We start from the raw sequence: 17,491 nt of genomic DNA, 5'->3' as shown, positions 1-17,491 counted from the left end.
TTCCCGCCAGGGGAACCGTCGGCGGCGCCGCGTCGTTAGGTGAAGTGCGCCAGCCACCACCCCGCTGTTCCCGCGGGGTGTGACGTGTGGCACCATGCTGGCCACCCCCGACGCCACGACGCTCACAGGAGTTATCCGCGTGCAGCCCTCGGCAGGCTCTGCGTCCGCCCCCTCGTCCAGCGCCGCGCCCGGTGCGGGCCCCGATGCGGGCCTCCCACACACGCGCACCCGGTGGGCGCACTGGATCGCCACCGCGCTCGCCCTCACCGCCGTGGTCGGGGGTTCGGTAGCGCTCCAACCGTCGGACGCCACGGCGACCCCCGACCGCGGCGCGCCCCCGCCCGCCCGTACCGCGTCCGCCCCGGACGCCCGCGCCGCGGCCTACCCGGTGGACTGCGGACGGGCCTCGGTGGACGTCGTCCAGCACGCGTCGGGCGACCTCGACGGCGACGGTCGGCCCGAGACGGTGGCCGTGGTGCGCTGCCACTCGGAGCTGGGTACCCCGCCCAGCGGCATCTACGTGATAGCGCCCGCCAGCAACTCCGCGGGCAAGCACGGCGCGAAGCCGCGCGTGGTGAGCACGTTCCTCAAGCCCACCGAGGGCATGAGCGTGCAGCGCCTCACGCTCCGCGACGCCACCGTTTCGGCCACGCTGCTCGGCTACTCGTCGCAGCAGGTGCCCCGCTGCTGTCCGGACCTGGAGCGCAACGTCAACTGGCGTTGGCAGGAGGACAAGTTCGTCCTGAAGGCGATGCCGCTGCCGGGGAGCGTCTGAGGGCCGCGACACGATCGGCACGGGCGGTTTTCGGCCGCGTACGGCACGTACCAGGCCCAGACCGCCCCGCCCGCCTGAGCCCGCGGCCACAGGCCGGGCCGACCTCCGCGGCGTCGTGCCGTACGGCGCACAGCGACAGCCCGGCCGCTGGCTGAGCCGGTAGGCCACGGCCGGCCGGCCGCCGGGCCGCGAGTTGCACGAGCCGGGAACCCGCGACCCTTGGTCCCACCGCTCACCACGACCGCCCACCCCGCCACAGCCGCCGCTCGGCGCCTTCGCCCGCGGTCTCGCGGCGCCCGGGGGACGGGCCGGCCGGGCGGCGGCTCAGGCGGCGTCCGGCCCGTAGACCTCGACCTTGTCGGCGACCCGCCGCACGTGGATGCAGTCGCCAGGGCACTCCTTCGCGGAGTCCCTGACGTCGGCGAGCAGGGGCAGCGGCACCGGGGCCGTCGCGCCGGGCGCGGAGAGCAGCTCGGCCTCCTCGCCGGCCGCCACGGGCGGTTTGACGTAGGCCAGGCCGTCGATGTCGAGCTCGAAGACCTCGGGCGCGTACTGCGCACAGATGCCGTCGCCGGTACACAGGTCCTGGTCGATCCACACCTCAAGAGCCTCGGATGCGGCGGCCGTCGTTTCGGTGTCGGAGACCTCGTTCTGTGCGGTCATTTCGCCTGCCGTTCCTGCGCGGGTGAACCAATTGAAGCCAGCACTGACGGGTGTTGACCAACCCGACGATACAACCGCCCGCTTTCCGATGTTGTTGGGTGGGTATTCCCCTGGCGTGAGGATGTGCGCAAGGGTGAAGATCGGACACACCCCGAACGGTTTGTGATCTAGGGGTTTCAACCCGCACCGGCCCAGGTAGGGTCTGGAAGCGTCCAGCTCCCCTTGGAGGAGGTGAGGACCGTGGCAGCCCACGACGACGACATCAACCGCGGCATCCGGCCGGGGCGGGGGTCTGAGGACCCTGCCGGCCAGGTTGCCTATCTAGAGCAGGAAATCGCCGTCCTGCGCCGCAAGCTCGCCGACTCTCCGCGGCACACGAGGATTCTCGAAGAGCGGATCGTCGAGCTGCAGACCAACCTCGCAGGCGTTTCCGCACAGAACGAACGGCTTGCCAATACCCTCCGTGAGGCACGTGACCAGATCGTGGCCCTCAAGGAGGAAGTCGACCGGCTGGCGCAGCCACCGGCCGGCTTCGGTGTGTATTTGCAGGCGAACGAGGACGGCACGGCGGACATCTTCACCGGTGGCCGAAAGCTCCGGGTCAATGTCAGCCCCAGTGTCGAGCTCGACGAGCTCAGGCGTGGCCAGGAGGTCATGCTCAACGAGGCGCTCAACGTGGTCGAGGCCATGGAGTTCGAGCGCGCCGGGGACATCGTCACCCTCAAGGAGATCCTCGAGGACGGCGAGCGCGCCCTGGTGATCGGGCACACCGACGAGGAGCGCGTGGTGCGGCTGGCCGAGCCGCTGCTCGACGCGGTCATCCGCCCCGGTGACGCCCTGCTGCTCGACCCGCGCTCCGGCTACGTGTACGAGGTCATCCCGAAGAGCGAGGTCGAGGAGCTCGTCCTCGAAGAGGTTCCGGACATCGACTACACCAAGATCGGCGGCCTGGGCAACCAGATCGAGCTGATCAGGGACGCGGTCGAGCTTCCGTACCTGCACCCTGACCTCTTCAAGGAGCACGAACTCCGGCCGCCCAAGGGCGTCCTGCTGTACGGCCCGCCCGGCTGTGGCAAGACGCTGATCGCCAAGGCGGTGGCCAACTCCCTTGCCAAGAAGGTCGCCGAGGTGACCGGCAAGCCGGCGGGCAAGAGCTTCTTCCTGAACATCAAGGGTCCGGAGCTGCTCAACAAGTACGTCGGTGAGACCGAGCGGCACATCAGGCTCGTCTTCCAGCGGGCCCGTGAGAAGGCGAGCGAGGGCACGCCCGTCATCGTCTTCTTCGACGAGATGGACTCCCTCTTCCGCACCCGTGGCTCGGGCGTGAGCTCGGACGTGGAGAACACCATCGTCCCGCAGCTCCTGTCGGAGATCGACGGTGTGGAGGGCCTGGAGAACGTCATCGTCATCGGCGCCTCCAACCGCGAGGACATGATCGACCCGGCGATCCTGCGCCCCGGCCGGCTCGACGTGAAGATCAAGATCGAGCGTCCGGACGCGGAGGCGGCCAAGGACATCTTCTCGAAGTACCTCACGCCCACGCTGCCGGTGCACGCCGACGACCTGGCCGAACACGGCGGATCGCGGCAGGCGGCGGTCAGCGGCATGATCCAGTCGGTCGTCGAGCAGATGTACGCCGAATCCGAGGAGAACCGCTTCCTCGAGGTCACCTACGCCAATGGTGACAAGGAGGTCCTGTACTTCAAGGACTTCAATTCGGGCGCGATGATCCAGAACATCGTCGACCGGGCCAAGAAAATGGCCATCAAGGCATTCCTCGACCACGACCAGAAGGGCCTTCGGGTCTCCCACCTGCTCGCCGCGTGCGTGGACGAGTTCAAGGAGAACGAGGACCTGCCGAACACCACGAATCCGGACGACTGGGCCCGGATCTCTGGAAAGAAGGGCGAGCGGATCGTCTTCATCCGTACGCTCGTCACCGGAAAGCAGGGGGCGGACACCGGCCGCTCCATCGACACGGTGGCGAACACCGGTCAGTACCTGTAGCACCGCACTCCGGCTGCGGATGTCCTACTCCCCGCTTCGGGCGGGGAACCCTGGGGGCGTCCGCAGCCGGATGCTTTTCTCCGGCCAGTGCGCGTGGACAACGACTGGAGCAATGACTGTAATGATCTCCCCACCACCGCTCAGCCGTTCTAGGCTCTGCGGTACCGCAGCGCCGCGAGGTGGGGGATCGGGGACCGCACACGCATCGGACGCGCAGCGGTACTTGAGCGCCGACCTCACCGGTGGGCGCCGCCGGGCAAGGAGGGCCGCATGACCGTACGGCGAGTAATGGGAATCGAGACGGAGTACGGGATCTCCGTCCCCGGCCACCCGAACGCCAATGCCATGCTCACCTCGTCCCAGATCGTCAACGCCTACGCGGCGGCGATGCACCGGGCGCGCCGCGCCCGCTGGGACTTCGAGGAGGAGAACCCGCTGCGGGACGCCCGCGGCTTCGACCTCGCCCGCGAGTCCGCGGACGCCAGCCAGCTCACGGACGAGGACATCGGGCTGGCCAACGTCATCCTCACCAACGGGGCGCGGCTGTACGTGGACCACGCGCACCCGGAGTACAGCTCGCCCGAGGTGACCAATCCCAGGGACGCCGTGCTGTGGGACAAGGCAGGCGAGCGGATCATGGCCGAGGCCGCCGAGCGCGCCGCACAGTTGCCCGGCGGGCAGCCGATCCTGCTGTACAAGAACAACACGGACAACAAGGGCGCCTCCTACGGCACCCACGAGAACTACCTGATGAAGCGGGCGACGCCGTTCTCGGACATCGTTCGCCACCTCACGCCCTTCTTCGTCTCCCGGCAGGTGATCACGGGCGCCGGCCGGGTCGGCATCGGGCAGGACGGCCGCAACCACGGCTTCCAGCTCAGCCAGCGCGCGGACTACTTCGAGGTCGAGGTGGGCCTGGAGACGACGCTGAAGCGGCCCATCATCAACACCAGGGACGAGCCGCACTCGGACGCCGAGAAGTACCGCAGGCTGCACGTGATCATCGGCGACGCGAACCTGTCCGAGATCTCGACCTACCTCAAGCTGGGCACCACCTCGCTGGTGCTGGCCATGATCGAGGACGGCTTCATCGCCGTCGACCTCGCCGTCGACCAGCCGGTGCGCACCCTGCACCAGGTCTCCCACGACCCCACGCTGCGACGCCTCGTCACACTGCGTAGTGGTCGCACGCTGACCGCCGTACAGCTCCAGATGGAGTACTTCGAGCTGGCCCACAAGTACGTGGAGGATCGCTACGGCGCCGACGCGGACGAGCAGACCAAGGACGTCCTCACCCGCTGGGAGGACGTGCTCGGCCGCCTGGAGCGCGACCCGATGAGCCTGGCCGGCGAGCTGGACTGGGTCGCCAAGCGCGAGCTCCTGGAGGGCTACCGGCGCCGCGACGGCCTGGACTGGGACGCGGCCCGGCTGCACCTGGTGGACCTGCAGTACGCGGACGTACGCCCGGACAAGGGCCTGTACAACCGTCTCGCGGCGCGCGGCAAGATGTCCCGCATCCTCACGGAGGACGAGGTCGAGCGGGCCGAGCGCAAGCCTCCGGAGGACACCAGGGCCTACTTCCGCGGGCGCTGCCTGGAACAGTACGCGGACGACGTCGCGGCGGCCTCCTGGGACTCGGTGATCTTCGACCTGCCCGGTCGCGACTCACTCCAGCGGGTGCCCACCCTGGAACCGCTGCGCGGCACCCGCGACCACGTCAAGGAGCTGCTTGACCGCTGCCGCACGGCCGAGGACCTGGTCCGCGTGCTGTCGAGCGGCTGATCGCGTCTGAGAGGCGAGGGATCAGGGAATCATCGAGGTGGTTCTCGAACGTTGTAGCAAGTACGGGCCCGATGTCGGGCCCGGCTTGTAGGGTCTGATCTTGTACGTCGAACCGAGCGGGGTGAGGGATATGGCGACCAAGGACACCGACGGTGGGCAGCAGCGAGCGACGCGTTCCAAGGAGGAGGTCGACGAGCAGGCCCAGGACGCACAGGCCGCTGAGGACCTGAAGGAGCGGCAGGAGAAGCTCTCGGACGACGTGGACTCCGTGCTGGACGAGATCGACGACGTCCTGGAGGAGAACGCCGAGGACTTCGTCCGCTCGTTCGTGCAAAAGGGCGGCCAGTAGGTCCGGCGCACCTGATCGACCCTCCCGCTGAGGGGGTTCGGGCCCGCGGCGCGGGCCGTGGTGGTGGCGGTCAGGCGGATGCTCCGACGATCTGCCCGACCGTTTCCACCGCGCATGTGGATCAACGTCATGGGACGGGTAGGGTCCCGGGCGTACGGAGCTTCAACCGCGATGCGGCCAAGGGGACGTTGACGACCGGCCCGGGCGTACCGCCGGGTCATCGCATATCTGGAAGGAAACTTGTGGAAGCCAACACTCGTATCACTGGGCGTCTACCTGCTGCCTTCCTGACGCCTGGCTCCTCGTCGTTCATGGACTTCCTGGGCGACCACGCGCCGGAGCTGCTCCCGGGCAACCGGCCGCTGCCCGAGGTGCGCGGCGCCGTCGAGGCCCCGCACGGCACCACGATCGTGGCGGCGACGTTCGAGGGCGGCGTGGTGCTCGCCGGTGACCGCAGGGCCACCATGGGCAACGTCATCGCGCAGCGCGACATCGAGAAGGTCTTCCCGGCCGACGAGTACGCGGCGGTCGGCATCGCCGGCACGGCGGGCCTCGCGGTGGAGATGGTCAAGCTCTTCCAGTTGGAGCTGGAGCACTTCGAGAAGGTCGAGGGCGTTCAGCTCTCCCTCGAGGGCAAGGCGAACCGGCTGTCCACCATGATCCGCGGCAACCTCGGCATGGCCATGCAGGGCCTGGCCGTGGTGCCGCTGTTCACCGGCTGGGACGTCGATCGCGGCAAGGGCCGCATCTTCTCGTACGACATCACCGGCGGGCGCTCGGAGGAGTACGGCTTCGCGGCCACCGGCTCGGGCTCGGTCTTCGCCCGGGGAGCGCTGAAGAAGCTCTACCGCGAGGACCTGACGGAAAATCAGGCGGCGACTGCCGTGGTGCAGGCGCTCTACGACGCGGCGGACGACGACTCCGCCACCGGCGGGCCCGACCTGGCCCGGCGGATCTACCCGATCGTCACCGTCATCACCGACGCGGGCTTCCGGCGGCTGGCCGAGTCCGAGGTGTCCGAGATCGCGCGGGCCGTGCACGACGGGCGGCTCCAGCAGCCGGACGGCCCCCGGGCCGCCGTTCTCTGACGGACAGGGAAGATTCGCCCATGCACTCGCCACTGACAGAAAGGGACGGATAGCCGGTGTCGACGCCGTTCTATGTCTCACCCCAGCAGGCCATGGCCGACCGCGCCGAGTACGCCCGCAAGGGCATCGCGCGGGGTCGCAGCGTTGTCGTGCTCCAGTACACCGACGGCATCGTCTTCGTCGCCGAGAACCCGTCCCGCGCACTGCACAAGGTCAGCGAGATCTACGACCGGATCGCCTTCGCGGCGGTCGGCAAGTACAACGAGTTCGAGAACCTGCGCATCGGCGGCGTGCGCTACGCCGACCTGCGCGGCTTCACCTACCACCGCGAGGACGTGACCGCCCGCGGCCTGGCCAACGTCTACGCGCAGACGCTGGGCACGATCTTCTCCAGCAACGCCGAGAAGCCGTACGAGGTCGAGCTGATCGTCGCCGAGGTGGGGCCCGGCCCCGAGGACGACCAGATCTACCGGCTGCCGCATGACGGTTCGATCGTGGACGAGCACGGCTCGGTCGCGGTCGGCGGCAACTCCGATCAGATCGGCAACTACCTCGATCAGCGCCACCGCGACGACATGACCCTGGGCGAGGCGTTGAAGCTCGCCGTGGAGTCGCTGTCCCGGGACAACAACGGCGGCGAGCGCAGCCTGACCGCCGAGCAGTTGGAGGTCGCGGTCCTGGACCGGACCCGCCCCCAGCAGCGCAAGTTCAAGCGCATCCTCGGCAGCCAGCTCTCCCGGCTGCTGGAGGAGGACGCGGCGGCGACCGGTTCCGGCGCCGACGGGGACGAGGCGCCCGACGACGCTCCCACGGACACCAGCGCGGGCGCGTCCGAGGACGCGCCGGAGGCCAAGGAGGCACCGGCGAAGCCGGCCGGCAAGGCCAAGGGCGCGCCGAAGGTCGACCCGGACGCGTCAGCGGACGACGAGAAGAAGTAGCCCGCCACGGGCGAGCGCACACCGCGCACCACCGTGCCCCGGCACGTGGCCTGACCCACGTGCCGGGGCGCGGTGCGTGGCACGGGCTCGCGGGCGGTGAACGGGTGCCGGCGCGGAGGCCGCGGCGTCCTCACAGGCGCGATGGGCCGAGCCGACCGGCGCCGTCAGCGGGTCGGCCGCGCGCCGGACGGGGCCGTGCTCTGGTACGCCCCGGGGCGCTGGGCCTGGACAGCCTGGCCTTCGTCCGCCTCCGCTACCCCACGGGCAGCTACGAGCCCTTCCACGACCTGCTCGTCACCACACCGGAGACCGTCGAAGCCCACCACGTGACCGGCGAGGAGTGACCGGCGAGGAGTGCTTCGTCCTCAAGTGGTCGCCCGCTCGACGCGCCATCTGGAGCGCCGCACGGGCCGCATCGCCACCCTGGGCTCCCTCACCGCCAGCGTCGTCTACTCCAGCCCGCTGCCCGGCCGCCCGATCTCGGGGCACGGCCTCCCCGGCGACGCCAGCGGCCGACGGGCCCGCCGGCTGAGCCGTCGAGCCGGCGCTCACGCCGGGGCGGCGGGCTCCGATGGGGGAGCGGCGGTGGAGGCACGGGGGACGAGTTCGACCGGGAGCCTGGTCACGTCGGGTACGCCGCCGTCCAGGACGGCCAGCAGGGCGCGCATGCCCGCGGCCCCCACCTCCTCGGCCGGCAGCCGCACCGTCGTCAGCTCCGGCTCGACCGCGGTCGCCAGCGACACGTCGTCGAAGCCGGTCACCGACACGTCCTGCGGGACGCGCAGCCCCAGTCGCCGCACCGCCTTGCACGCACCCGCGGCCAGGACGTCGTCGTCGCAGACCAGCGCGGTGGGACGGGCGCCGGGGGCGGCCAGTGCCCGTTCGGCGGCCGACAGCCCGCCGGCGACGGAGAGCGGCGCGTACTCGGTGTGTACGGACGTGCCCGGCATCGCGCGCAGGGCCGTGGCCAGGGCCGCCGCGCGCACGTGGAAGGTCCAGGAGTCCACGGCGGCGGCCAGGTGCGCGACCCGCCGGTGCCCGAGGGCGAGCAGATGCTCCACCAGCCGCCCCATGCCCGCCTCGATGTCGACGTTGACGGTCGCGGCGGCCCGGTCCCGGTCCGGGTTGCTGTCGAGCATCACCAGCGGCAGCCCGTCCCCGCGCAGTGCGGCGAGCGCGTCGGCCGCCATGGAGGAGGCGATCACTCCGTCGAGGGTGGCCTGCGCCGAGCCGAACGGGTCCCGGGCGGGGCCGATGCCCTCGGGCGAGGGGTAGAGCACGACGCCGACGCCGTGCGCGGCGGCGACCTCGGCGGCGCCGGCGTAGACGCGGGCGAAGAACTCGTTGCTGAGCGCGGGCACCACCAGCAGGGCCGTCCTGGTACGGCCGAGCCGCAGGTGGCGGGCGGCCAGGTTGGGCCGGTAGCCCAGTTCCCGCGCGGCCTGCCGTACGGCATCCGCCGTCCGGGGCGAGACCCGGCCCCGCCACTTGTCCCCGAGCACCAGGGATACCGTGGCCTGTGAGACGCCCGCGACGCGGGCCACGTCCCGGCTGGTGGGGCGGCCCGAGACGGCCTGCGTGGCCGGCGGCCGGGCGCCTGTCGCACGCGCGCCGCCCCGCACCTCGCCGATGCCGGCCGCCGGGGGCGCCACCGCGCGTGGGGTACCGGCGGGTTCCGCGACCGCCCCGGCGACCCCGGCCGCCTCGTAGGGGTGGGCCAGCCCGGTCGCGTGCGCCGGGCCGGCCGCCTGGGGCCGCTGCGGGGGTGTCGCGGGGCGTGTCGCGTCACCCGCGCCGGTCCGTCGTGCGGGGTGCCCGGGGGCGCGTTCGGGGCCGGGGCCCGCCGTGTCTGTCACCGCTGTTCCGTCTCTTTGCCGTGCCGTGCCTGCCGAGGCGAACCCGTCCGGGGCCGCCGCCGTCGCCGGGCCGCGCGGGGCGGCCGGCCGTCCCGGCCGCGCCGGTCGGCGCCGGCCCGGCGGCGCAACCGAGTAGACCCGCTGACAGCGGCCATGGTACGTATGACGGCGCTCCGTTATACGTAACACTTGACGGCTCCGGGACGCCACGCGGCGCGGGGCGGAGGGAGTGGCCATGGCCACCGGCTACGGCGAGCTGCTGCGGACCAGGTACGCGGCGCGACTGCTCACCGGCACGCTCATCGGCCGGTTGCCGAACGCCACGGCGGCGCTCGCCATCGTGCTCTTCACCCGTTCGGAGGGCGGCAGCTACGCGCTGGCCGGGGCCCTGTCGGCGGTCTACGGCATCGGCACCGCCGTCGGACAGCCGCTGCTCGGCCGGGCCGTGGACCTGTACGGGCAGCCCCGCGTCATGCTCCCGGCCGCCGTCGCCTCCGGCCTCGGCATGGTGCTCTTCGCCCTCGTCGGCCTCGACCCGCTGCCCGTCGCGTACGCGGCGATGGTGCTCGCCGGGGTCTGCACGCCGCCCCTGGAGGGCGGGCTCCGGGCACTGTGGCCGCACGTGCTGCCGCGTCACGAGCAGGTGCACGCCGCCTACGCGCTGGACGCCGTGGCGCAGGAGGTGATGTTCTCGGTCGGCCCGCTGCTGGTCACGCTGCTGGTCGCGGCCTGGTCGGAGGCGGCGGCGCTGCTGGTCATCAACGTGGTGGGGGTGCTCGGCGCGCTCTGGGTGGTCGCGTCCGAGCCGTCCCGCGCCTGGCGCTCCGCGCCGCGCGAGGCGCACTGGCTCGGGGCCCTGCGGTCCCCCGGAATCCTGGTCCTGATCGGCTCGTTCCTCTTCGTCGGCCTGGCGCTCGGCTCGATCGCCGTGGCGGCGGTGGCGTACGCCGACGAGCACGGCGGCGGCATGGTCTCCAGCTACCTGCTCTCGGCGCTCGGCGTCGGCGCGCTGATCGGCGGCGTCTGCTACGGCGCGCGGACCTGGTCGGGAGAGCCGGAGCGGCGGCTGCTGCTGTTGGTCGCGGCGCTCGCGGTCGGGTACGTGCCGCTGGTGCTGGTGCCCGGTGTCGTGGCCATGACCGTGCTGGCCGGGATCGCCGGCGTCTTCCTGGCACCCGCCCTCGCCTGCGCCTTCGTCGTCGTGGACCGGCACGCGCCGCGCGGCACCGTCACCGAGGCGTTCTCCTGGCTGGTGACCACCTTCGGCGTCGGCGCGGCCGTCGGCACGGCCGCCGCGGGGCCGGCCGTCGAACTGGGCGGCGTGGTCGCCGGATTCGTCGCGCCGGGCGCCGCGGGCATCGCCGCGCTGCTGGTGCTGGTCGGTTGCCGCCGCTTCCTCGCTGGTGACGCCGTACGGGCAAGTGCCCCAACGGGCGGTGACGCGGGGGCGGAAAATGATCGAAACGGTGCCGTCGAACCCGGTTTCAGAGCGGGTCATCAGGCGTAATGTTCAGTCATGGACCGCCGCATTTTCGGGCTGGAGAACGAGTACGGCGTCACGTGCACGTTCAGGGGACAGCGCCGACTGTCGCCTGACGAAGTGGCGCGCTACCTCTTCCGCCGAGTCGTTTCCTGGGGCCGCAGCAGCAACGTCTTCCTGCGTAACGGCGCCCGCCTCTACCTTGACGTGGGCTCGCACCCGGAATACGCAACTCCCGAGTGCGACAACGTGACCGAGCTGGTCACCCATGACAAGGCCGGCGAGCGCATCCTGGAAGGTCTGCTGGTCGACGCGGAACGCCGCCTGCACGAGGAGGGAATCGCGGGCGACGTCTATCTGTTCAAGAACAACACCGATTCAGCGGGAAACTCCTACGGTTGTCACGAGAACTATCTCGTGGCCCGGCACGGCGAGTTCTCCCGGCTCGCCGACATTCTCATTCCCTTCCTCGTCACCCGACAGTTGCTGTGCGGCGCCGGCAAGGTGCTGCAAACCCCGCGCGGGGCGGTGTACTGCGTCAGCCAGCGCGCCGAGCACATCTGGGAGGGCGTCAGTTCCGCCACCACCCGCTCGCGCCCCATCATCAACACCAGAGACGAGCCGCACGCCGACGCGGAGCGCTACCGCAGGCTGCACGTCATCGTCGGTGACTCCAACATGTCCGAGACGACCATGCTGCTCAAGGTCGGCGCGACCGATCTGGTGCTGCGCATGATCGAGGCGGGCACGGTCATGCGCGACCTGACCCTGGAGAACCCCATTCGGGCCATCCGCGAGGTCAGCCACGACATCACGGGTCAACGCAAGGTGCGGCTGGCCAGCGGGCGGGAGGCGTCCGCGCTCGAGGTCCAGCAGGAGTACTACGAGAAGGCCGTCGACTTCTGCGAGCGGCGCGGCATCAGGACCGGCACCGTCGAACGCGTGCTGGAACTGTGGGGCCGCACGCTGGAGGCGGTGCGCACCGAGGACCTCGACCGCATCGCCACCGAGATCGACTGGGTGATGAAGTACAAGCTCATCGAGCGGTACCGGGCGAAGAACAACATCACCATGTCGCATCCGCGGGTCGCCCAGATAGACCTCGCCTACCACGACATCCACCGTCGCCGGGGCCTGTACTACCTCCTGGAGCGCAAGGGCCAGGCGGCCCGGGTCTGCAACGACGTGAAGATCTTCGAGGGCAAGTCGGTACCGCCACAGACCACGCGGGCCAGGCTGCGTGGCGACTTCATCCGACGGGCTCAGGAACAGCGCCGCGACTTCACCGTCGACTGGGTGCACCTCAAGCTCAATGACCAGGCACAGCGCACCGTGCTGTGCAAGGACCCCTTCCGGTCGGTGGACGATCGAGTGGAGAAGCTCATCGCCGGAATGTAAGTCACCGCACCGTCAGCACGGCGCCTTCGGGCGCGTCACAGGGCCTCGCGCGTTCCTCGTGCGAGGCCCCGTGCACGTCGTAGAGTGGCGCGCATTGCCCACATCCAGTTTCGACTGAACGAGGAATTCCGTGCGCCGACGCTCCGTACTCCTCGCCGTACCCGCCGGCCTGCTCGCGCTCGCGGGCTGCGGTGACGACGAGAACAACAAGGACAAGGCCGATAAGGCCGACAAGGTCGATACGTCGAAGTCCCCCACGGCGGAGCCGACCGGGAAGATCGTGGCAGGGCCGCTGCCCGACATCACCAAGGGCAAGGAGTTCGGTCAGAAACCCGCCATGGCCAAGGGGCCCGGCGAGCCCTCACCCGACCTCGCCGTGAAGACCCTCGTGCCCGGCCGGGGCGCGGCCGTCGCGACGGGCGACTTCCTGCAGGTGAACTACCTCGGCCAGAAGTGGAAGGACGGCAAGGTCTTCGACAACTCGTACGACCGGGACAAGCTCGCCGTCTTCCCGATCGGGGTCGGCAAGGTCATCCCCGGCTGGGACCAGGGCCTGGTCGGCAAGAAGGTGAACAGCCGGGTCCAGCTCGCGATTCCGCCGGCCCTCGGCTACGGCTCCGAGGGCAACCCCCAGGCGGGCATCAAGGGCGACGACACCCTGGTGTTCGTCGTCGACATCGTCGGCTCCTACAACACCAAGAGCTCGGCGCAGGGCAAGGAGGTCGAGCAGACCGACAAGGCCCTGCCCGTCGTGGGGGTCAAGACGGACGGCGAGCCGCCCACCATCGAGGTGCCGAAGGGCAAGGCCCCCACCAAGGTCGTATCGAACTACATCCTCGAAGGCGACGGCCCCAAGCTCAAGAAGACGGACGCCGTCATGGTCCAGTACAAGGGCGTCCTGTGGGACGGCGGCAAGGAGTTCGACTCCAGCTACGCCAGCAAGCAGCTCGCCCAGTTCTCGCTCCAGCAGGTCGTCCCCGGCTGGACCGAGGGGCTCGCGGGCAAGAAGACGGGCAGCCGCGTGCTGATCGTGGTGCCGCCGGACAAGGGCTACGGCAAGGAGAAGAAGGACGGCATCCCGCCGAACTCCACGCTGGTCTTCGCCGTCGACATCCTCGCCATTCTGTAAGACTGTCCCGGTTGCCCACCCGTAAGCGAGGAGTTTTTCGTGAGCATCGACAAGCCTGAGATCGACTTCCCGGGCGGCGAGCCGCCGGCCGACCTTGAGATCAAGGACATCTGGGAAGGCGACGGCGCTGTCGCACAGGCCGGGAACACGGTCAAGGTCCACTACGTCGGAGTGGCCTTCAGCACCGGTGAGGAGTTCGACGCGAGCTGGAACCGCGGCACCCCGCTCTCCTTCCAGCTCGGCGCCGGCCAGGTCATCCCCGGCTGGGACCAGGGTGTGCAGGGCATGAAGGTGGGTGGCCGGCGTCAGCTCACCATCCCGCCGCACCTGGCCTACGGCGACACCGGCGCCGGCGGCGGTCGCATCGCCCCCGGCGAGACGCTGATCTTCGTGTGCGACCTGGTCGCCGTCTGAGCCGACCCGGCGCACGGCGCGACCGCCCCCGCGCGGCCCGCTGAGCCAGTCGTACGGCCGCCGCGCGCGGCCACCGAGGGCCCGTGGCCCGAGCACCTCGCTCGGGCCACGGGCCCTCGGCTTTCACCCGCGCGAGCGGGAGCGGTACGGTCACCGTCGTAGGAGAGCTGCACTTCGAGAAGAGGGCGTCGATGGCCATTGCCAAGGCCGAGCGGTTGATGAACCTGGCCTTGTGTCTGCTCGAAACCCGGCGCCCGCTCACCAAGCGGGAGTTGAGGTCGTCCATCGAGGCGTACCTGGAGGCCGACGCCACCGGTAGCGACGAGGCCGTCAACCGGATGTTCGAGCGGGACAAGGACGATCTCCGCGAGCTGGGGCTCGTCATCGAGACGGTCGACGGCATCGACGGCGAGCTGGGCTACCTGGCCCGCCGCGACAGCAACCGGCTGCCGCCCATCACCCTCGACCCGGAGGAGGCCGCCGCGCTCGGCCTGGCCGCCAAGGTCTGGCAGCAGGCCAGGCTCGCGGGCGCGGCCAGCGGCGCGTTGCAGAAGCTGCGGGCCGCGGGGATGCCGCTGGCCGACGAGCCGTACGCGAGCGAGCCGCACAGCGCCCTCGAACCGCGCATCCCGACCCACGAGGCGGCCTTCGAACCGCTGATGCTCGCCTGCCGCGACCGCCGCCCGGTGGTCTTCGACTATCGCAAGTCCAACGCCGCGCGCCCGGAGCGGCGCACCGTCGAGCCGTGGATTCTCGAGTGCTGGCGCGGCCACTGGTACCTGGCCGGCTGGGACCGGGACCGCGCGGCCGAGCGCGTCTTCCGGCTCTCGCGCATCACCGGCCGGGTCCGCTCGCGGGCCGGCGCCTTCACGGCCGAGGTGCCCGACCACGTGACGGTCCGGGAGACGGTGGAGACCTGGGCGGGCGAGACCGCCACCAGCACCGCCCGGATCAGGCTGCGCGCCGGCCACGGCTACCCGCTGCGGGCCAAGGCGATCAGCATCCGGCCGGTGTCCGAGGAGGGCGCGGCCGACGGCGAGCCGGCCGGCTGGGACGAGCTGGAGATCCCGTACGGGCACGGGTTGGACGCCTGGCTGGTCGAGTTCGGGCCAGACGTCGTGGTCCTGGAACCGGCCGAGTTGCGGGCCGACGTGGTGGAGCGGCTGCGCGCCGTGGCCAACGGCTGAGAGGGACGGACCGACCATGGCTACCAACGCCATCGACCAGACCCGGCGCATGCTGTCGCTGGTGACCTACCTGCGCGAGCGCCCCGGCGCGCGCGTCAGCGACGTCGCCCGGGCCTTCGGCATCACCGAGGACGAGCTGATCGCCGACCTGGACGTGTTGCCGATGTGCGGCACCAGCTTCCGGGGCGGCGACCTGCTGGACATAGACACCGACGGCGACCGCATCTGGTGGCACAACCCCAACAGCGCCGACACCGAGCCACTGCGGCTGGCCGCCGACGAGGCCACCGCGCTGCTGGTGGCCGCCCGCGCGGTGGCCACCCTGCCGGGGCTGCGCGAGGGCGACCGGCAGGCGCTGCTGCGTGCGACGGCGAAGCTGGAGGCGGCGGCCGGCGAGGCGGCCGGCGCCAGCTCCCGGCTCTCGGTCATCTTCGAGTCCGAGGGCGGCGTCTTCGCCGACGTGGACCGGGCCATCGCCGAGCGGCGGCGGCTGTGGCTGCGTTACTACTCGCCCGCCCGGGACGAGCTCACCGAGCGCGAGGTCGACCCGATCCGGCTCTTCGCCGTCGGCCACACCTACGTGGAGGCGTGGTGCCGGCTCTCCGAGGCCCGGCGCACCTTCCGGCTCGACCGGGTGGCCGAGATCAAGCTGTTGGACGAGGTCTCCGACCCGCCGCCGATAGAACTGCGCGACCTGTCCGAGGGGTTGGTGCAGCCGGCGGCCGAGGACCCGGAGGTGGTGGTCGAGGTGGGTCCCGGCGGTCGCTGGGTCGCCGAGTACTACCCGCACGACAGCGCCGAGGAACTGCCCGACGGCGGCCTGCGCATCACCCTGCGCACCCCCGACCCCGGCTCGCTGCGCCGCCTCGGGCTGCGGCTGGGCAAGGACGGCCGGATCACGACCCCGCTGGAGCTGGCCCACAGCGCGCGCGACGCCGCGCGCGAGGCCCTGGCCGCCTACGGCGAGTGACGTCGCGGTCGCGTTACGGGGCGTACGCCGGCTCTTGAGGGGCGACGTTTGGGGCGTACGGGCGGAAGCGGAACGCGATGGATGCGCACCGGGGCCCGGCCGTGATCGGATGGGCGCCGCGCGGGCGAGTGTGACCGGGCGCGTGCGGGGGCTGGCGGTCGGTGAGCGGAGCGCTGTCGACCGAGGGCGACCGCTGTCGGGCGGTGGGCCGCGCGCGGCGGGCGCACGGCCGGTGTGCGCGCGGTGGAGTGGACGTACGGCGAGCGGAGGGCACAGATGACGGCGCGGGCGACGCGGCGAGCCACCCCAGTGATCTTCAAGGCCGGGTGCCCGCAGTGCCGGGGCAGCTTCGAGCTGGGGGCCGATGCCCTGCGGTTGGTGGTCGGCGGCACCACGCGCACCACCTTCTACTCCTTCACCTGCCCGGACTGCGGCACCGCGGTCCGCAAGCCGGCGGGCGAGCGGATCGTGGAGTTGCTGACCGGCGGCGGCGTCAGCACGCTGCGGCTGCACTCGGCGGTGTAGCGCCGCGACGGCGCGGTCGGGCCGGCGCCTGGCGGGCCCCGGTCGGGGCGGTGGCGGCGGTGTCGTGACCCGGGTCACCCGCGGGCGAAGCGGGGGCGGTTCGGTGGGGCCGGCGGGCGGTTGCCTGGCCGGGCGGGGTGAACGGTAGGTTGCCTTCCATGCTCTGGCCCATGCTTGCTATCGCCCTCGCGTTCTGCGGACTCGCCGTTCTCGCCGTCCTCGCGGCGCGGGTGTACCGGGAGGTGCGGCGGCTGGCGCGGCAGGTGGGGGAGAGCTCGGACCGGATCGCGCGGGCCTCGCAGGACCTGGAACGCGCCACCGGCCCGCTCGCCGCTCAGGTGGACGGACTGCGCCGGCGCTGAGCCCCGTCCGACCCCCCGTCCGCGTTAGCGCAGTTCAGGCGCTCTGCTCTGGGGAACAAACGAACGGTACGCTGAGGGGCGCGGCCCTGGTATCGAGGCCCGGGGACGCAATCGGGAGTACGCCCGGGGATTGCCACCCGTTTACCCCGCCGCGTTACGATCGCTGCCACAACGGCTGCCGGACTCCCGCGTCCGACCGGTCGGACAGCCACCCCAGCCGCCTCGGTGAGAAGGTAAATCTTATGTTCGGTGGAAAGATCGGTGCCCCCGAGATCATCCTCATTCTTGTCGTCGTCATTCTGCTCTTTGGCGCGAAGAAGCTTCCGGACATGGCCCGTTCGCTCGGCAAGTCCGCGCGCATCCTCAAGAGCGAGGCCAAGGCGATGAAGTCGGAGGGCAAGCAGCCCGCCCCGGCCGAGCCGGCGCACCCCGAAGACACCGCCGACCAGGCCGGTGGGCACCGCACCATCCAGGCGGCGCCGGGCGACGTGAGCAGCTCCCGCCCGGTGAACGAGCCGAGCGACCACACGACGAAGCGCTGAATCCAGGGCCGACTGAGGCGATGGCC

At 71.2% G+C, this 17,491-nt stretch carries 17 protein-coding genes and 1 pseudogene; 16 read left to right on the top strand and 2 right to left on the bottom strand.

The genetic code is table 11. From position 1 onward, the window contains the following. The first annotated feature begins 139 nt into the window (after positions 1-139). The gene (locus H7H31_RS04895) at positions 140-775 is read left to right on the top strand and encodes a hypothetical protein (RefSeq protein WP_187117786.1); all 636 of its coding nucleotides are present in this window, start codon (positions 140-142) and stop codon (positions 773-775) included. Between the two features lie 324 nt (positions 776-1,099). Here H7H31_RS04895 and H7H31_RS04890 read toward each other — a convergent pair whose 3' ends face one another. Then, positions 1,100-1,438, bottom strand: coding sequence for a ferredoxin (locus tag H7H31_RS04890; RefSeq protein WP_176164859.1), 339 nt, complete (start codon positions 1,436-1,438; stop codon positions 1,100-1,102). Positions 1,439-1,678: 240 nt separating this feature from the next. Here H7H31_RS04890 and arc point away from each other — a divergent pair, with 240 nt between their 5' ends. The 6 genes and pseudogenes from arc to H7H31_RS33680 all read left to right on the top strand — a co-directional run. Further along, complete coding sequence (gene arc / locus H7H31_RS04885) at positions 1,679-3,445, top strand: proteasome ATPase (protein WP_187064372.1); 1,767 nt, start codon at positions 1,679-1,681, stop codon at positions 3,443-3,445. Between the two features lie 270 nt (positions 3,446-3,715). Continuing rightward, positions 3,716-5,227: a depupylase/deamidase Dop gene (dop, locus tag H7H31_RS04880; protein WP_372455085.1), complete on the top strand. Its 1,512-nt coding sequence runs from the start codon at positions 3,716-3,718 to the stop codon at positions 5,225-5,227. Between the two features lie 130 nt (positions 5,228-5,357). Further along, complete coding sequence (locus tag H7H31_RS04875; protein ID WP_176164861.1) at positions 5,358-5,576, top strand: ubiquitin-like protein Pup; 219 nt, start codon at positions 5,358-5,360, stop codon at positions 5,574-5,576. Between the two features lie 242 nt (positions 5,577-5,818). Continuing rightward, positions 5,819-6,664, top strand: coding sequence for a proteasome subunit beta (gene prcB / locus H7H31_RS04870; RefSeq protein ID WP_176164862.1), 846 nt, complete (start codon positions 5,819-5,821; stop codon positions 6,662-6,664). A 56-nt stretch (positions 6,665-6,720) separates the two neighbouring features. Then, positions 6,721-7,602, top strand: coding sequence for a proteasome subunit alpha (gene prcA / locus H7H31_RS04865; RefSeq protein WP_232109686.1), 882 nt, complete (start codon positions 6,721-6,723; stop codon positions 7,600-7,602). Positions 7,603-7,799: 197 nt separating this feature from the next. Further along, a pseudogene (locus tag H7H31_RS33680) lies at positions 7,800-8,085 on the top strand (Lrp/AsnC family transcriptional regulator); the annotation flags it as partial. 65 nt (positions 8,086-8,150) lie between these two features. Here the strand turns inward: H7H31_RS33680 and H7H31_RS33430 are convergent. Next, positions 8,151-9,146 carry a LacI family DNA-binding transcriptional regulator gene (locus tag H7H31_RS33430; protein WP_197995990.1) on the bottom strand — a complete coding sequence of 332 codons (996 nt, stop codon included), beginning with the start codon at positions 9,144-9,146 and terminating at the stop codon, positions 8,151-8,153. Positions 9,147-9,693: 547 nt separating this feature from the next. Here H7H31_RS33430 and H7H31_RS04855 point away from each other — a divergent pair. From H7H31_RS04855 to tatA, 9 genes are all read left to right on the top strand, one after another. Then, the gene (locus H7H31_RS04855; RefSeq protein WP_187064370.1) at positions 9,694-10,965 is read left to right on the top strand and encodes an MFS transporter; all 1,272 of its coding nucleotides are present in this window, start codon (positions 9,694-9,696) and stop codon (positions 10,963-10,965) included. A 9-nt stretch (positions 10,966-10,974) separates the two neighbouring features. Further along, a complete protein-coding gene (pafA, locus tag H7H31_RS04850; RefSeq protein ID WP_187064369.1) occupies positions 10,975-12,336 on the top strand; it encodes a Pup--protein ligase in 1,362 nt (453 codons plus the stop codon). Between the two features lie 130 nt (positions 12,337-12,466). Beyond that, positions 12,467-13,465 (top strand): FKBP-type peptidyl-prolyl cis-trans isomerase, encoded by a 999-nt coding sequence (locus H7H31_RS04845; protein ID WP_187064368.1) that lies wholly within the window; start codon positions 12,467-12,469, stop codon positions 13,463-13,465. Positions 13,466-13,504: 39 nt separating this feature from the next. After that, positions 13,505-13,879 carry an FKBP-type peptidyl-prolyl cis-trans isomerase gene (locus H7H31_RS04840; protein WP_187064367.1) on the top strand — a complete coding sequence of 125 codons (375 nt, stop codon included), beginning with the start codon at positions 13,505-13,507 and terminating at the stop codon, positions 13,877-13,879. Positions 13,880-14,070: 191 nt separating this feature from the next. Then, entirely contained in the window at positions 14,071-15,066 is a 996-nt protein-coding gene (locus H7H31_RS04835; RefSeq protein WP_176164870.1) for a helix-turn-helix transcriptional regulator, read from the top strand. A 16-nt stretch (positions 15,067-15,082) separates the two neighbouring features. Beyond that, positions 15,083-16,036: a helix-turn-helix transcriptional regulator gene (locus H7H31_RS04830; protein ID WP_187064366.1), complete on the top strand. Its 954-nt coding sequence runs from the start codon at positions 15,083-15,085 to the stop codon at positions 16,034-16,036. A gap of 276 nt (positions 16,037-16,312) precedes the next feature. Continuing rightward, positions 16,313-16,561 carry a hypothetical protein gene (locus H7H31_RS04825; RefSeq protein ID WP_176166544.1) on the top strand — a complete coding sequence of 83 codons (249 nt, stop codon included), beginning with the start codon at positions 16,313-16,315 and terminating at the stop codon, positions 16,559-16,561. A gap of 158 nt (positions 16,562-16,719) precedes the next feature. Continuing rightward, entirely contained in the window at positions 16,720-16,923 is a 204-nt protein-coding gene (locus H7H31_RS04820; RefSeq protein WP_176164872.1) for a hypothetical protein, read from the top strand. A 242-nt stretch (positions 16,924-17,165) separates the two neighbouring features. Beyond that, a complete protein-coding gene (gene tatA, locus H7H31_RS04815; RefSeq protein WP_176164873.1) occupies positions 17,166-17,465 on the top strand; it encodes a Sec-independent protein translocase subunit TatA in 300 nt (99 codons plus the stop codon). Positions 17,466-17,491 lie beyond the last annotated feature (26 nt).

It is taken from the genome of Streptomyces buecherae (assembly GCF_014295035.1).
Lineage (GTDB): Bacteria > Actinomycetota > Actinomycetes > Streptomycetales > Streptomycetaceae > Streptomyces > Streptomyces youssoufiensis.
The sequence above is the reverse complement of the archived record's forward strand: the minus strand, read 5'-3'. Positions and strand labels throughout refer to the sequence as shown.

Coding starts and splice junctions, on each gene's coding strand:
- H7H31_RS04890 (WP_176164859.1), bottom strand. CDS start 1,438: ATGACCGCACAGAACGAGGTCTCCGACACCGAAACGACGGCCGCCGCA.
- dop (WP_372455085.1), top strand. CDS start 3,716: ATGACCGTACGGCGAGTAATGGGAATCGAGACGGAGTACGGGATCTCC.
- H7H31_RS04875 (WP_176164861.1), top strand. CDS start 5,358: ATGGCGACCAAGGACACCGACGGTGGGCAGCAGCGAGCGACGCGTTCC.
- H7H31_RS04855 (WP_187064370.1), top strand. CDS start 9,694: ATGGCCACCGGCTACGGCGAGCTGCTGCGGACCAGGTACGCGGCGCGA.
- pafA (WP_187064369.1), top strand. CDS start 10,975: ATGGACCGCCGCATTTTCGGGCTGGAGAACGAGTACGGCGTCACGTGC.
- H7H31_RS04835 (WP_176164870.1), top strand. CDS start 14,071: ATGGCCATTGCCAAGGCCGAGCGGTTGATGAACCTGGCCTTGTGTCTG.
- H7H31_RS04830 (WP_187064366.1), top strand. CDS start 15,083: ATGGCTACCAACGCCATCGACCAGACCCGGCGCATGCTGTCGCTGGTG.
- H7H31_RS04825 (WP_176166544.1), top strand. CDS start 16,313: ATGACGGCGCGGGCGACGCGGCGAGCCACCCCAGTGATCTTCAAGGCC.
- H7H31_RS04820 (WP_176164872.1), top strand. CDS start 16,720: ATGCTCTGGCCCATGCTTGCTATCGCCCTCGCGTTCTGCGGACTCGCC.
- tatA (WP_176164873.1), top strand. CDS start 17,166: ATGTTCGGTGGAAAGATCGGTGCCCCCGAGATCATCCTCATTCTTGTC.